Here is a 14,360-nt window from a genome sequence, read left to right on the forward strand (position 1 = left end):
TAATGCACTGAGACGGGATGTAAAGAGCGTGAGGGCTAGAAAGCCTCCATCTCGCTCTTCACCTTATCGAGAAACCGGGCGCGGGTTTCCTCGGTGCAGTTGTTCATGTCGTAATGGGCCATGAAGCGCACCGGGGCGCCGATCTTGATCTGGGCGCGCAGCACGCGCTTGATCATCTTCTTCGGTGGATTGCCGGCCAGGAAGGCCCGCATCGGCGTCGCGCCATAGGTGAAGACGGCGGCCGCCTTGGTGATGTGGCGCAGCGTCGGTTTCAGCTTGCCGTCCTCCAGAGCGAAGCTGACGCCCGGCAGCCAGACGCGGTCGAAATAGCCCTTCAGCATCGCCGGATAGCCGAAATTCCAGATCGGCGTGACGATCACCAGCGCCTCCGCCTTCTGCAGGCGCTCGACATAGGAGGCGACCGGCGCGGTGTTTTCCGGATAATCGTGATAGCCGATCCGCTCCTCGCGGGTCAGCACCGGCTGGAAGTTTTCGGCGTAAAGATCGCAGTCATCGACATCGTGCCCGGCCTTGGTCAGGCTTTCGACAACCTGCCGGTGGAGGGCCGCGCCATAGCTGGTCTCGACCGGGTGGGAAAAGAGCACGAGGACCCGCATCTCATTCCGCTCCCGCTTCGGCGAGCCCCTTGAACAGGAAGTTCTTGCCGGCCTTGAAGTCGAAATCCGGATTTTCCCAGGCGATCATCTTGCCGGGGTTCATCAGGCCCTTGGGGTCGGTTTCCTTCTTGAAGGCAAGCTGCAGCTCATCGGTCTGCTTCATGCCGCCTTCTTCCAGCGTATAGCGGTGCGGGTTGAAGATCGGGCAGCCATGGGCCTCGTGGATCTTGATGATCTCCTCCAGCCGCTCCGGCGTGGTGTAGCGCACCAGCGGCAGGCCGGAACATTGGATTGCGCCGTCGAAGCGCAGGAATTCCAGATGTCCGATCACCTCGTCGCCGAAAAGCTCGGTCATCTCGCGCACCTTCTCGACATGGTCGGGGCCGGGATACTGCACCTGCAGATAGGTGAAGGCGTCGGGCTCCATCTTCAGCGCGCGCAGCGTGGTGTGGTTCCAGCCAAGCTCATAGGCGCGCGGAATGCCGCGCAGGCTCTCCACTTCATCGGAACGGAAGCGGATTTCGCCCTTCATCAGCTTCACCAGCGCCTCGAAGGGCGCGAGCGCATGGGGCGCTACCATGACCACGGTGACGGCCTCGCCCTCCTTCAGCCACGGCTTGTGGCGGGTGAAATATTCGTAAGGGACGGGGGCTGCGATCGGAGCGATTTCCTTGACCAGAATCCCGGAGGATTTCGCCAGCCGGTCGGAAAACCGCACGGCGTCCATGAAGCTCTCATGGCCGACGATCACGTCCACCCAGTCATAGGCGGGCGCCAGCGGCATCTCGACCTCGGTGATGATGCCGTTGGTGCCGTAGGCGTGGGAGACTTTCAGGAGATCGCGCGCCGTCAGTTCCATCACGCGCGGTTCTTCCTCCAGCGTGACGATCCTGAGACGCAGCACATTGCCGAGGTCGCGCAGCCCGCCCCAATGGACCGAGCCGACGCCGCCGGAACCGCCGGCGATGAAGCCGCCAAGGGTGGCCTGGCCGGTGGTGGAGGGGTGGAAGCGCAGTTCCTGGCCGGATTTCTCCTTCAGCTCGCGGTCGAGCTGGGCGCAGATGATGCCGGGTTCGGTGATGACGCGGCCGGGATGGATTTCCTTGATCCGGTTCATTTTCGTCATGTCCAGCACGATGCCGCCCGACAGCGGCATGCACTGGCCGTAATTGCCGGTGCCGCCGCCGCGCGCCGTGACCGGCACATCATGGCGGAAGGCGACCTTCAGCACCTTGATCACCTCTTCCTCGCTTGCGGGCGAGACGATCAGGTCGCCGGTGACGTTTTCGAGCTGGGCCTTGAGGATCGGCGAATACCAGTAGAAATCCCGGCTCTTGCGGGAGACGAGGTTGGGGTTGTCCTCGATGGCGATGCCCTCGAGTTCGGCCTTGATCTGTTGATAGTCCGGCATGTTCACTTATCCATCAGCGGGTCAAGTTCGCGATAATCCGGCAGGCTGCGGTCGATGCCCATGCCATTCCGCATCACGATGCGGTCAGCCTGCGGACGGGAAAGAAACTCGCTCCAGCGCCGCGCGCTGAAAAGCACCAGATTGGCGGGCCCGCCCTTTGCAATCACGCCGCGCTCCGCCCGGCCGAGGATTTCGGCGGGGGTGCGGGTGATGATGCGCGGCGTGTCATCCAGCGGATGGTCGAGCTGGAGAATGCGCACCGCCTCGCGGATCACCTCGACGGGGTCGAGGTCGCCGTAAGCATAGAACGGGTCGCGGGTATTGTCGGAGGCGACGGCGGTCTTGATGCCGGCGGCCGTCAGTTCCTTGAACAGAGTGACGCCGCGCCAGCGCGGAGTCACGCCTTGATGGCGGTCCTGAAGATACATGTTGCACATCGGCAGCGAGACGACCGCGATTTCGGCCTCGGCCACGCGCTCGATGGTGCGCCGCGCCGTGTCCTCATCCTGTCTGGCGAGCGAACAGCAATGGCCGACGGTGACCGCGCCTTCGAATTTATTGCGAAGCTTGGCCTCGGCGATGCGGCCAAGCGTCAGCACCTCGCGGTCCTCGGTCTCGTCGACATGGAGGTCGATATCGAGCCCGGCCTCGCCTGCCGCTTGAAACAACCGGTCGAGCCTTGCGTCGAGATCGGGCAGCATCTGGGTGACGCCGCCGATCAGGCCGTTGCGGCGTTTCAGCAGGGCCACCAGATCATCAAAGAACGGCTCGAAAATCATGTCGATCGCAAACAGCGCCACGGCCTGAAGCTCGATCCGATCCGCCCATTTCTCGCGGATATCGGAAAACACCTCGAAGGAAATCTCGTGCTGCGGCGGCAGGCTGTCGATATGGGTGCGCAGCAGGCCGGTGCCGTGGGCATAGGCGCATTTCAGCGAGAACTCCATCCGGGCGGCGATATCGTCCGCCGACCAGTTGGCCTCCCGATCGGCGCGGACGTTTTCGAGCGCGCCCATGAAGGTGCCGTCGGGATTGCGGCGGCGCTCCCAGATATGGCCTTTGTCGATATGGGTGTGCATGTCGGTGAAGATCGGCCAGACCATGCCGCCCCGAAGGTCGGCGGCGGGCAGGGCGGCGGGTGCCGCGCCGGGCGCGGTGATCGCGCCGATCCTGCCGTTTTCGATGGTGATATCGGCGGTGACCAGCCCCTCGCGCGCATCAAAACCCGTCGCTTTGGCGAGGCTGATGGCGGGGAGGGTGGCGTTTGCGAGAACGAAGGCCGGGGCTTCCGGAAGCGTCAAAAAGCCGGACATCAGTTTTCCCTCTTCAGGCTGCTTTCATGCCAGCGGTGCAGGAACAGCCAGGCGATGAAGGATGTCAGCGCGAAGATCGCGACGCCGAGGCAGGCGAGCATGAACAGGGCTGCGAACAGGCGCGGTATGTTGAGGCGGTACTGCGATTCCAGCAGTCGGAAAGCAAGGCCGGAGCCGGCCCCGGCGGAGCCCGCCGCGAACTCGGCAACCACCGCCGCAATCAGCGCCAGTCCGCCGCCGATCCGAAGCCCGGTCATGAAATAGGGCAGCGAGGCCGGCAGTTTCAGGTGGATCAGCGTCTGCCAGCGCGAGGCGCCGTAGAGTTCGAACAGGTTGAGCAGATTGTGGTCGACGCTTTTCAGCCCCTGCGCCATGTTGGAGAGGATCGGGAAGAAGGCCACCAGAAAGGCGCAGATCAGCAGCGCTACCTGTGTTGTCGGCGTGTAGATGAGGATCAGCGGCGCGATCGCGACGATCGGCGTCACCTGCAGGATCACTGTGATCGGGTAGAGTGCGGTCTCGATCCAGCGCGACTGCACCATGACCACGGCAAGCCCGACGCCGCCGACCAGCGCGAGCCCTAGCGAGATGAAGGTGATCTTGGTGGTGACCCACAAGGCAGGCGCAAGCGTGCCCCAGTCCTCGAAGAAGGCTTCCGCCACCAACGCCGGGCCGGGCAGGATATAATGCGGGGTCTGGTAGATGATCACGATCGCCTGCCAGATCGCGATCAGCAGCACGATCACCGCGATCGGGATAACGATCCTGAGAATGGTCTCGCCATTGCGGGCGAAGAAGCCGGGGCGGGCGTAGGTCTGTTCCGTGTTTTCGTTGCTCATCAGTGCTCGCCTCCCGCTGCCTGAATGGCGCCCTGAAGCGAACGCGAGACCTTTTCGCAGGCGAGCCTGTATTCCTCCGATGTGCGATAGCTCTCATCGCGCTCCTGGCTGGTGTCGAGCGGGAAATCGTCGAACACCTGTCCGGGGCGCGCGCGCATCACCACGATGCGGTTGGAAAGATAGGCGGATTCGAATACGGAATGGGTCACGAAGATCACGGTGATGCCGGTCGCGTGCCAGAGCCGCAGCACATCGTCGTTGAGCTTCTGCCGGGTGATCTCGTCCAGCGCCGCGAACGGTTCGTCCATCAAAAGCAGTTTCGGCTTGGTCACCAGCGCACGGGCAATCGAGACCCGCATCTTCATGCCGCCGGAAAGTTCGCGCGGATAGGCGTTCGGGAAATCCTGAAGCCCGACGGTGGCGAGCGCCGCCATGATCTCGTCGCGCACGCCCGCCTTCGATTTGCCGCGCAGCTTCAGCGGCAGGAAGACGTTGTCGAACACGGTCGCCCACGGCATCAGCGTCGGTTCCTGAAACACGAAGCTGATATCGCCTTCCGGCTTGCCCTTGGCGGAGATGCGCGAGGTCGGCCAGTCGATCGTCCCTCGCGTGACGTCGCCGAGCGAGGCCATGATCCTCAGCGCCGTCGACTTGCCGCAGCCCGAAGGTCCGAGCAGGCTCACGAACTGGCCCTGACAGACGGTGAGACTCATATCCTTGAGCGCGATCGTGCCGTTGGAGAAGATCTTGGTGACATGCTCAAGCTTCACCAGCGGCTTTTGTGTGAGTGCCTCGGCGGGCGCCATGCGGTTTTCCTGTATGCGTAAACGGGCCGCGCCCCGCGCGGAGGCGGGGCGAGAGATGCGATCGGATTACTTCATCAGGTCCTTGCCGACGCCCTTGCAGACGAACTGGGTCGTATAGGCCTTGGTGTAGTCGAGGTCGGCTTCATAGAGCCCGATATCGACCATGTCGTCGAAGAAGGTCTTGAAGTGTTCATCGGTCATGCAGCCGATGCCGCCTTCCTCGGCCTCGCCGGAGACGACGATGCCGTATTCCTTCATTTTGTCGATGGAGAAAGCGATCTGCTCATCCGTCATTTCCGGATTGTCTTTCTTGATCAGATCGTTGGCGGCCGTGTTGTCGCCGTAGAGGTAATTGTACCAGCCTTCGATCGAGGCATCGACGAAGCGCTGCACGAGGTCGGGGTTCTCGTCGACCATCTTCTGCTGGGCGGTGATCATCGTCGAATAGGGCGAGTAGCCGCTGTCGGCGAGCAGGAAGACCTTCGGCGTCCAACCGGCTTCCTTTTCCACCGAATAGGGCTCCGATGTCAGATATCCCTGCTGGGCGGATTGCGGATCGGCGATGAACGGGGCCGGGTTGAAGGTGTAGGGCTTGTACTGCTCGTCGCTGAAGCCGTCGAAATTGGCCTTCATCCACTGGAAATAGGACAGGAACCCGTCCTTGCCCATGAAAATCGTCGGCAGTTTTGCGAGATCGGCGAATTCCTCGATGCCCTGATCGGGATGCGCCATCAGGATCTGCGGGTCCTTCTGGAAGATCGCCGCGACATCGATCAGCGGAATGTCCTCGACCACGGCGTCGAATTCGCCCTGCGGCGAGCCCATGTAGAAATCGACCTTGCCGGCGATCAGCAGTGCGCGGTTGGCCGCCTGCGGGCCGCCCTGCACGATGGTGACGTCGAGCCCGTATTTCTCGTAGGTGCCGTCGGCAACGGCCTGGTAGAAGCCGCCATGCTCGGCCTGGGCCAGCCAGTTGGTGCCGTAGGAAACCTCGTCGAGCGCAAGCGCCGGCGCTGCGGCGGCAAGCGTCAGCCCGGTGAGAGCCGCAAGCCCGGTCATGCTGGATTGAAGTGACATTTCTCGTTCCCCTTCGCGTTTTGCTGAAGCCTTATGATTGGCATTTGAGCGGCTTAACCGCTGTTTGAGAAGTATCAATTTTCGTGCGCATCGATGCCTTTTTTGCACAAGGCTCGCGAATGATATAATTGTAGCCGCACTGCGTAAAAATTGGTCACTCCAGTCGAGTTTACCCCGATGCTGCACTCCCGCAAACTGCAATATATCGATGAAATCGCCCGTTGCGGATCGATCAGAAAGGCCGCCCAGAGGTTGAATGTGGCATCGTCGGCGGTCAACCGGCAGATCCTGGCGCTGGAGGAGGAGCTTGGCGCGCCGCTGTTCGAGCGGCTGCCGCGCGGCCTGCGGCTGACGGCGGCCGGCGAGATGTGCGTCGAGCATATCCGCGAGGTGCTGAAAAGCTATGACCGGCTGGAGGCGCGCATAAGGGCGCTGAAAATGCCGCAGGCCGGCAAGGTTACGCTGGTCACCACCGTCGGGCTTGCGGCCGGGCCGCTGCCGGAGATCATCGCCCGCTTCGTGGCGGAAAACCCGCGCATCCGCATTCACCTGCGCTCCGATATCGGCGATACCACCATTGCCTCGGTGGTCACCGGCGATGTCGATCTCGGGCTCGGCTTCAACATTCCGCCGACGCCCGGCATCCGCACCGTCGCCACCTTCGATGTGCCGATCGGCGCGGTGCTGCCGCCCGGCCATCCGCTTGGCGAACAGGAGCGCGTCAATGTCGCCGATGTCGTGCAGGAGCCGCTGGTGCTGGCGCAGACGGGCACCAGCCTGCGCAATGTCATCAATCTCATGCTGTCGCCGCTGCCGCTGCCGATCGAGCCGGTGGTGGAGACCAATGCGTCGGAAATGCTGAAACAACTGGTCAAGCGCGGCACGGGCTTGACCTTCCTCAACCCGCTCGATGTTTATGACGATTGCAGCCGGGGCGAGCTGGTGTTCCGCCCGGTCGCCGACCCGCATGTGCGTCACCAGCCGATGAAGCTCTTCGCCCGCGCCCGCGCGCCCCTCGACGCCGCCACCAGTCTTTTTGTGGACTATCTGCTGCGCGAACTGGCGGCGATGATCGCGACGCTGCAGGAGCGCCGGCATTTGCCGGAGACGGTGTAGTTTTCTGGCTGCCGGCCAGTATCATCCGTGCGGTATTGTGGGTTCGAGGCATCACAGCCCACAATCTCCCTCCTTGAGGGGGAGATGCCCCGACAGGGGCAGAGAGGGGTGAACCCTCTCCAAAAATGCGGAGTCTGCTGCTTTTAGGGCTTACGCCCTTTACCCCTCTCTGTCGCTTTCGCGACATCTCCCCCTCAAGGGGGGAGATCATGGTTGAGAGGCTTTTCGTAGATGGAAAGCCGCGTTTGTGGCGACCGGTTCGGCTTCCAAAATTCAATTCAGAAACTCAAAGCATCGGCACTTTCATCTTCACCCGGGCGTATACAGCTTCTCCAGCGGATAACCCTTCAAATCCTCGATCAGCTCGATAAAGCCCGCGATCTGATGCCGGGCGATCGCCTCGCCCTTTTCGGCGGTGCCGGCGGCGGCGTTGCCGACCGCGCCCTTGGGGTTGAGGTCGTGGGCGATCCAGGCGAGCGAGTTGGGCGGGATCGGCTGCAGGTGGCGGGTGTTTTCCTTCTGCCATTTGGCGAGCGAGACGAAGTTTTCCGCGTGCTCCATCTTCACGAGTTCCGGGCGGAAATGCAGCATCAGCGAGGTTTCGACCTCGCCGGCATGGATGCCATAGGTGCGCTCCTCGTCGCTGATCATGCCCTCGGGATGGCCGAACCGGCCCCACTGGGTGGAAACCACCGCCATCGCAAACCGCACCCGCATTTCGCGCGCCACGATGTGCATGATGTCGAGATTGCCGCCATGGCTGTTGACGATGATCATCTTCCTGAGACCGGCCTCGGCCACCTTCTCGCCGATCGCGGTCCAGGCCGGGATCAGGATATCGGCGCCGAAGGACAGCGTGCCGGGGCCGTAGACATGTTCGTTGGCCTTGCCGATTTCCTGAACCGGCAGCACCAGAACGTCGAGATCGTCGGAGATCATGTCCTGAAGCGTGTCCAGCATGCCGCGCGCGATCGCCACATCGGTCGCGACCGGCAGATGAGGGCCGTGCTGCTCGGTGGAGGCGATCGGCAGGATCGCGATCGTCTTTTCGGCATCAAGTGCTGAAAATTCCGGGCTCGTCAGTTCATTCCAGTAAAAGCGCTTGGCCATGTCTCACCTGTCTGATGTTCCCCGCCGCTTTTCGTTGCGGCGTCTCAGACAGGTTTAGGCAAAGGGCGTGATCGGCAAAAGCATCGTTTTGCGTTCCGGCCGCTCTCTTTTTGCGCGCGGTCTCAGGCCGGCTTCGGTTTGCCCCACTGGGCGAGCGCGATCCCGCCGACGACGAGCACAAGGGCGATCGCGTGGAATCCCGAAAGCTGCTCGTCGAGCACCAGCACGGCGATGATCGTGCCGAACACCGGGATCAGGTTGATGAAGATGCCGGCGCGATTGGGGCCGATCACGTCGACGCCGCGGATGAAAAAGGCCTGGGAGACAAGCGAGGGAAACAGGCCTGCATAAAGCACCACGCCGAAGCCGATGGCATCATGCGGCCAGATCGCGGAGCCCAAGGCGATTTCGGCTGCCACCAAAGGTATCGAGGCGATCACCGCTCCGCAGCAGAACGAGATCACCATCACCCGCCAGTCGAGCGGCGGCTTCCAGCGCAGCGCCACGGTGTAGCCGGAATAGCTGAGCGCCGCGGCGAGCGCCAGCAGATCACCGAGATTGAGATCGAGATGCAACAGCTTGCGCATCTCGCCCTGGGAAACGACGGTGGCAACGCCCGCCAGCGTGACCAGAAAACCGGTCATCTGCAGCACGGTCGAACGGGTGCGAAACAGCGCGAAATTGATGGCGAGGATGCAAAACGGCAGGCTCGCCTGGATCATCGACACGTTGATCGCCGAGGTGAGCTGGAGCCCGGAATAGAGAAAGGCGTTATAGGCCGTATAGCCGACCGCGCCGAAGGCGAGGATTGCCGGCCAGTTACGCCTGACCACCGGCCAGTCCCGGCGGATCTGCGGCAGCGAAAACAGGCCGAGAACGATCGCCGCCATGGTCCAGCGCAGGGAATTGAGAACCATGGGTGAGACGTGACCGACCGCCAGCTTGCCCGCGGTCATGTTTCCGCCCCAAAGAAATGCCGTGATGGTGAGAAGCAGATAGGCCTGCCATTCGCTGGCGTGCGCGCCTGATTTCATGTCATTCGCCGATCCATTCGAGGGTAAGACCGGAATAGTCCGTCAGCCATGGCGCTGTCACGAGAAAATTTTGCGCTTGCGGGCGTGGGGGATCGCAATATGACAGCGAGATGGTTATAGATGCTGCGGCTTAACCGTGACTTAGGACTTCCAGGTAGGTGATATGACAAATGTTGTAGTGGTCGGCTCGCAATGGGGCGACGAGGGCAAGGGCAAGATCGTTGACTGGCTTTCCGAGCGCGCCGATATCGTGGTGCGCTATCAGGGCGGTCACAATGCCGGCCACACGCTGGTGATCGACGGCGTGAGCTACAAACTGTCGCTGCTGCCGTCGGGCGTGGTGCGCGAGGGCAAGCTTGCCGTCATCGGCAACGGCGTCGTCGTCGACCCGCATGCGCTGATCGCCGAGATCGGCCGGCTGGAAGCGCAAGGGGTGAAGATCTCGCCTGAAAATCTCCGCATCGCCGACAATGCGACGCTGATCCTCTCGCTCCACCGCGAGCTTGACGGTATGCGCGAGGACGCGGCCACCAATTCCGGCACCAAGATCGGCACCACGCGGCGCGGCATTGGTCCGGCCTATGAGGACAAGGTCGGCCGCCGCGCGATCCGGCTGATGGACCTTGCCAATCTGGAGAGCCTGCCGGCCAAGGTCGACCGGCTGCTGACCCATCACAATGCGCTGCGCCGCGGCTTCGGCGCGCCCGAGATTTCCCATGATGCGATCATGGAGGAGCTCACCTCGGTCGCCGATCAGGTCCTGCCTTACCGCGAAACCGTGTGGCTGCTGCTCGACAAGAAGCGCCGCGCCGGCCAGCGCATCCTGTTCGAGGGCGCGCAGGGCACGCTGCTCGATATCGACCACGGCACCTACCCCTTCGTGACCTCGTCGAACACGGTCGCGGGGCAGGCTGCGGCCGGCTCCGGCATGGGGCCGGGCTCGCTCGGCTATATTCTCGGCATCACCAAGGCCTATACCACGCGCGTCGGCGAAGGGCCGTTCCCGACGGAACTCAATGACGAGATCGGCAATTTCCTCGGCGAGCGCGGCCATGAATTCGGCACGGTGACCGGGCGCAAGCGCCGCTGCGGCTGGTTTGATGCCGTGCTGGTGCGCCAGGCCGTCGCCACCAACGGCATCACCGGCATCGCGCTGACCAAGCTAGACGTGCTGGACGGGTTGGACGAGTTGAAGATCTGCGTCGCCTATGAACTCGATGGCGAGCGGATCGAGGCGCTGCCGGCGAGCCAGGGCGCGCAGGCGCGGGTCAAGCCGGTCTATGTCACGCTGGAAGGCTGGAAGGAATCAACCGTCGGCGCGCGCAAATGGGCGGACCTGCCGGCGCAGGCGATCAAATATGTACGCCAGGTTGAGGAGCTGATCGGGGCTCCCGTTGCGCTTTTATCCACAAGTCCTGAGCGCGATGATACCATTCTCGTGACCGATCCATTTGAAGATTAAGAAAAAATCGTAGTATTGTCGCGGCACTGTCCCGCACAATAGGGGTGATTCATGGCGGATTTCACAGCAGTCATTCGGCGCGCGGTCGAAGGCCTTCCGGAACAATCTCCGGAATTGCGCGCCCGCGTCTATGAAAAGGCGCGCTCTGCTGTCATCCGGCAGATGGAAAACATGAACCCCCCGCCGCCGGAAGCGATGATCAAGCGGCAGATCGACAAGATCGATGCCGCGATCGCCGAGGTCGAGAGCGATTTCGCCGTCGCCCTGCCTCCCGATGAGGAGATTGTCGAGGACAGGTTCACCGATGAGGCTCCGGCCGAGGACGATGTTGCGCCGGAACCGCCGGTGGAGGAGCCTTATCGGGACGAGGAACCTTACCGCGACGAAGAGCTGTATGAAGAGCCGCCGGTAGACGAAGTCACGTCGGAACCTGAGCATCATTTCGAGCCCGAGCCCGAGCCCGAGCCCGAGCCCGAGCCTGAACCTGTGCAACCGCGCCAGCCCGCGGGCTTCCTGCAAGGCGCCACGTTCGAGGCGGTCAACAGGCCCGACAGGGTCGTCTACGAGCGCGAACCCGATCCCGAGGAGTCCTATTCCTTCGACACGCCGGAGGATGATGAGGAAAGCGATGCCGGATCGGTCGTGGTCGAGCCGGATGAAGACGAGCGCCGCGCCGCTGACGATTGGCGCTACGAGGCAGCGCCGGCCGCCGTGCCAACCGAGCCGGCCGTTCCCGCGGGCGGACGGCCTGTTTCCGAGAAGGACTGGGCCCATGTGGACAGTCTGCTGGGGCTTGAACCCGATGAACCGGGTTACGATGATGATGAGCGGTCCTCCGGTTACGGTCGCGATGGCGACGAGACAGGACGCGGCGGGGCGAAGCGTATTGTCATTGCGGTTGCCGCCATTGTCATTCTGGCGGTAGTCGCGGTCGGCGGCTATTTCGCTTGGCAGGGCCGCGACACGGTGACGGCGCTGGTTGACCCGGGACAGGAGCAGGCTGCCGAAACGCCGGCAGAGCCCGAGACGCCGCCGGCGACAGAACCGGAGACGGAAACAGCGCAAGCGCCGGCTGATGACGCTACGGACGAGGGCGAAGCGGCGGGCGAAAAGCAATTCACCCAGCGGCTGCTGCCGGATGGAACAGAAGTCGAGGAAGGCCTGCCCGCCGCCGGCGCCAGCGCCGGACCGGCCCGCACCGTCGCCAACCAGACTTCCGGCGCGCCGGCGACCTCGGGGACAACACAGGAAGCGGCCGCGCCCGCGCCGCCGGTCGGCTCCGCGCAGAAGATGTTCCTTTACGAGGAGCAGCTTGGCCAGTCGGTGCCGTCGGCCTATCAGGGCACGGTGACTTGGGAACTGAAGCAGGAGAACACCGGCACGGCAGTGTCCGAACCGGTGATCGAGGGCGTCATGAACGTGCCCGAGGCCGGGCTGTCCGGCGTGATCACCTTCCGCCGCAATGACGATTCCTCGCTGCCGGCAAGCCATCTCATCGATATTGCCTTCACGCTCGGCGATAATTTCCAGGGCGGCGCGGTCGACAATGTCCAGCGGATATCGCTCAAGAACACCGAAGCCGCCCGGGGCGATCCGCTGATCGCGGTCTCGGCCAAGATCACAGACGATCTCTATATGCTTGCGCTCAATGATTTCGATCAGGCGCGCGGCCAGAACCTGGCGCTGCTAGCCGAGCGCAACTGGATCGATATACCGATCACCTATCGCAATGGCCGCCGCGCGCTGCTGACGCTGGAAAAGGGCACGACCGGCATGGCAATCTTCGACCGCGCCGTCCAGGAATGGCAGGCGCTGGGCGATATCGGCGACAATTGAGGGCTTTCCAATAAAGTCTGCACGTTTGCCGAGGTGAAGCGAGGCTGGACAGATGGATATAACTCTTGCTCACGCGCTCACCCGGCGTCGCTCTGTCCGCGCGTTCGCGAAGCATGCGATACCGCTTCGCTCGCTGGAAAAAATCCTGTGGGCGGGCCAGGGCAAGTCGGGAGAGGATGACGGAAGGACCGTTCCATCCGCCCACGCGCTCTACCCGCTCCGCCTGTTTGTCATGGCAGGCAGGGTCGTCGGCCTTGAGAGCGGATTGTATACCGCTGTACCGGGCGGGCTGGACCTGAGGAACATCAATCATGCCGATTTGCGCCCGGCTCTCTGCAAGGCGGCCATTGGTAACCCGGAATGGATTGCGAACGCGGCGTGCATTATTGCCATATGCGCTGACATGCTGACGCCGGTGCGGGCATTCGTTGAACAGCAGCCCTATGGCGCGCGCGGCGAGCGCTACATCGTTCTGGAGGCGGGCGCGGCGGCGCAAAATATCCAGCTCATGGCGGTGGCGGAGGGGCTGGGAAGCGTTCTGGTTGGTGGTTTCAGTGATGAAGCCACAGCCAGTGTTCTCGGGCTGGAGCCACCCCTCGCGCCGCTCGCGTTGATGTGCCTCGGTGCCCCGGTCCCGGAGCGCTGAGGAAGCGCGTCGACATCGTCTTCACACAACGCATAACGCCCTCATGCGATGATGCATGAGGGCGTTATGATTTCCAAACGTCCTGTTCCCAGGCGGCTTGGCCGCTCAGGAACGCGGCGGTGCCGCTATTCCGAATCGTCTGCGCCCTCGCGCACGGCTCGGACCGCCTTGGCGTTGGCGGTGACCTGCTTCTGCACGGCGTCCTGCACCTTTTCGAAGGCGCGGACCTCGATCTGGCGCACGCGTTCGCGCGAGATGTTGAATTCGCCGGAGAGCGATTCCAGCGTTTCCGGGTCTTCAGACAGGCGACGGGCCACGAAGATGCGCTTTTCGCGGTCGTTCAGCACGTCCATCGCGGACGACAGCATGTCGCGGCGGTTTTCGAGTTCGTCCTGATTGACGAGCATCTCTTCCTGGCTGTCATGGTCATCGACGAGCCAGTCCTGCCACTGCCCGGATTCACCCTCGGTGGCGCGGATCGGCGCGTTCAGAGAGGCATCGCCGGAAAGCCTGCGGTTCATCGAGATCACTTCTTCCTCGCTGACATTCAGCTTGGTCGCGATTTCGGTGACCTGTTCGGGCTTGAGGTCGCCATCCTCGATCGCCTGGATCTTACCCTTGAGGCGGCGCAGGTTGAAGAACAGCCGCTTCTGGTTGGCGGTGGTGCCCATTTTTACGAGCGACCATGAACGCAGGATATATTCCTGGATCGAGGCCTTGATCCACCACATGGCGTAGGTGGCCAGACGGAAACCCCGTTCGGGGTCGAATTTCTTGACGGCCTGCATCAGGCCGACATTGCCTTCGGAAACCACCTCGCCGATGGGAAGGCCATAACCGCGATAGCCCATCGCGATCTTGGCGACGAGACGCAGATGGCTGGTGACAAGCTGATGGGCCGCATTGCGGTCGTCATGCTCCTGATACCGCTTGGCAAGCATGTATTCCTGCTGCGGCTCGAGCATGGGGAATTTGCGGATTTCTTCGAGATAACGGTTGAGACCGTTTTCTCCGGCACGGATGCTGGGAAGCGTATTGGCCATGCTTTCACCCCCTTGGTGTTGCAATCCTCATCAAATCAGCGGCGATCAAC

At 62.7% G+C, this 14,360-nt stretch carries 13 protein-coding genes; 4 read left to right on the forward strand and 9 right to left on the reverse strand.

Annotated elements, in window-relative coordinates:
* Positions 1-35 precede the first annotated feature (35 nt).
* From Mame_RS07155 to Mame_RS07180, 6 genes are all read right to left on the reverse strand, one after another.
* On the reverse strand, positions 36-617 hold the full coding sequence (locus Mame_RS07155) for an NAD(P)H-dependent oxidoreductase (RefSeq protein WP_018065038.1): 582 nt from the start codon (positions 615-617) through the stop codon (positions 36-38).
* 1 nt (position 618) lies between these two features.
* A complete protein-coding gene (locus tag Mame_RS07160) occupies positions 619-2,028 on the reverse strand; it encodes an FAD-binding oxidoreductase (RefSeq protein WP_018065039.1) in 1,410 nt (469 codons plus the stop codon).
* A gap of 2 nt (positions 2,029-2,030) precedes the next feature.
* Positions 2,031-3,341 (reverse strand): cytosine deaminase, encoded by a 1,311-nt coding sequence (locus Mame_RS07165; RefSeq protein ID WP_018065040.1) that lies wholly within the window; start codon positions 3,339-3,341, stop codon positions 2,031-2,033.
* Entirely contained in the window at positions 3,341-4,180 is an 840-nt protein-coding gene (locus tag Mame_RS07170) for an ABC transporter permease (protein ID WP_018065041.1), read from the reverse strand. The genes Mame_RS07165 and Mame_RS07170 overlap by 1 nt, the downstream gene beginning before the upstream one ends.
* Entirely contained in the window at positions 4,180-4,986 is an 807-nt protein-coding gene (locus tag Mame_RS07175) for an ABC transporter ATP-binding protein (protein WP_018065042.1), read from the reverse strand. Before Mame_RS07175 ends, Mame_RS07170 begins: the two co-directional genes overlap by 1 nt.
* A 66-nt stretch (positions 4,987-5,052) precedes the next feature.
* Positions 5,053-6,063, reverse strand: a complete 1,011-nt coding sequence (locus Mame_RS07180; protein WP_026173517.1) for an ABC transporter substrate-binding protein — start codon at positions 6,061-6,063, stop codon at positions 5,053-5,055.
* Positions 6,064-6,240: 177 nt separating this feature from the next.
* Between Mame_RS07180 and Mame_RS07185 the strand changes: the two genes are divergently transcribed.
* The gene (locus Mame_RS07185; RefSeq protein ID WP_018065044.1) at positions 6,241-7,179 is read left to right on the forward strand and encodes a LysR family transcriptional regulator; all 939 of its coding nucleotides are present in this window, start codon (positions 6,241-6,243) and stop codon (positions 7,177-7,179) included.
* 309 nt (positions 7,180-7,488) lie between these two features.
* On the opposite strand, the gene Mame_RS07190 is transcribed toward Mame_RS07185, so the two are convergent.
* Together Mame_RS07190 and Mame_RS07195 are read right to left on the reverse strand one after the other, a co-directional pair.
* A complete protein-coding gene (locus Mame_RS07190; RefSeq protein ID WP_018065045.1) occupies positions 7,489-8,289 on the reverse strand; it encodes a creatininase family protein in 801 nt (266 codons plus the stop codon).
* 122 nt (positions 8,290-8,411) lie between these two features.
* Positions 8,412-9,323 (reverse strand): DMT family transporter, encoded by a 912-nt coding sequence (locus tag Mame_RS07195; protein ID WP_018065046.1) that lies wholly within the window; start codon positions 9,321-9,323, stop codon positions 8,412-8,414.
* 163 nt (positions 9,324-9,486) lie between these two features.
* Here Mame_RS07195 and Mame_RS07200 point away from each other — a divergent pair, with 163 nt between their 5' ends.
* Genes Mame_RS07200 through Mame_RS07210 form a run of 3 tightly spaced genes read left to right on the forward strand, consistent with a single transcriptional unit; the run spans position 9,487 to position 13,267 of the window.
* Positions 9,487-10,785: an adenylosuccinate synthase gene (locus tag Mame_RS07200; RefSeq protein WP_026173518.1), complete on the forward strand. Its 1,299-nt coding sequence runs from the start codon at positions 9,487-9,489 to the stop codon at positions 10,783-10,785.
* Positions 10,786-10,836: 51 nt separating this feature from the next.
* Positions 10,837-12,621 (forward strand): hypothetical protein, encoded by a 1,785-nt coding sequence (locus Mame_RS07205; RefSeq protein WP_018065048.1) that lies wholly within the window; start codon positions 10,837-10,839, stop codon positions 12,619-12,621.
* Positions 12,622-12,673: 52 nt separating this feature from the next.
* Positions 12,674-13,267, forward strand: a complete 594-nt coding sequence (locus Mame_RS07210) for a SagB/ThcOx family dehydrogenase (RefSeq protein ID WP_018065049.1) — start codon at positions 12,674-12,676, stop codon at positions 13,265-13,267.
* Between the two features lie 125 nt (positions 13,268-13,392).
* Here Mame_RS07210 and rpoH read toward each other — a convergent pair whose 3' ends face one another.
* Positions 13,393-14,310, reverse strand: coding sequence for an RNA polymerase sigma factor RpoH (rpoH, locus tag Mame_RS07215; RefSeq protein WP_018065050.1), 918 nt, complete (start codon positions 14,308-14,310; stop codon positions 13,393-13,395).
* Between the last annotated feature and the right edge of the window lie 50 nt (positions 14,311-14,360).

It is taken from the genome of Martelella mediterranea DSM 17316 (genome assembly GCF_002043005.1).
Lineage (GTDB): Bacteria > Pseudomonadota > Alphaproteobacteria > Rhizobiales > Rhizobiaceae > Martelella > Martelella mediterranea.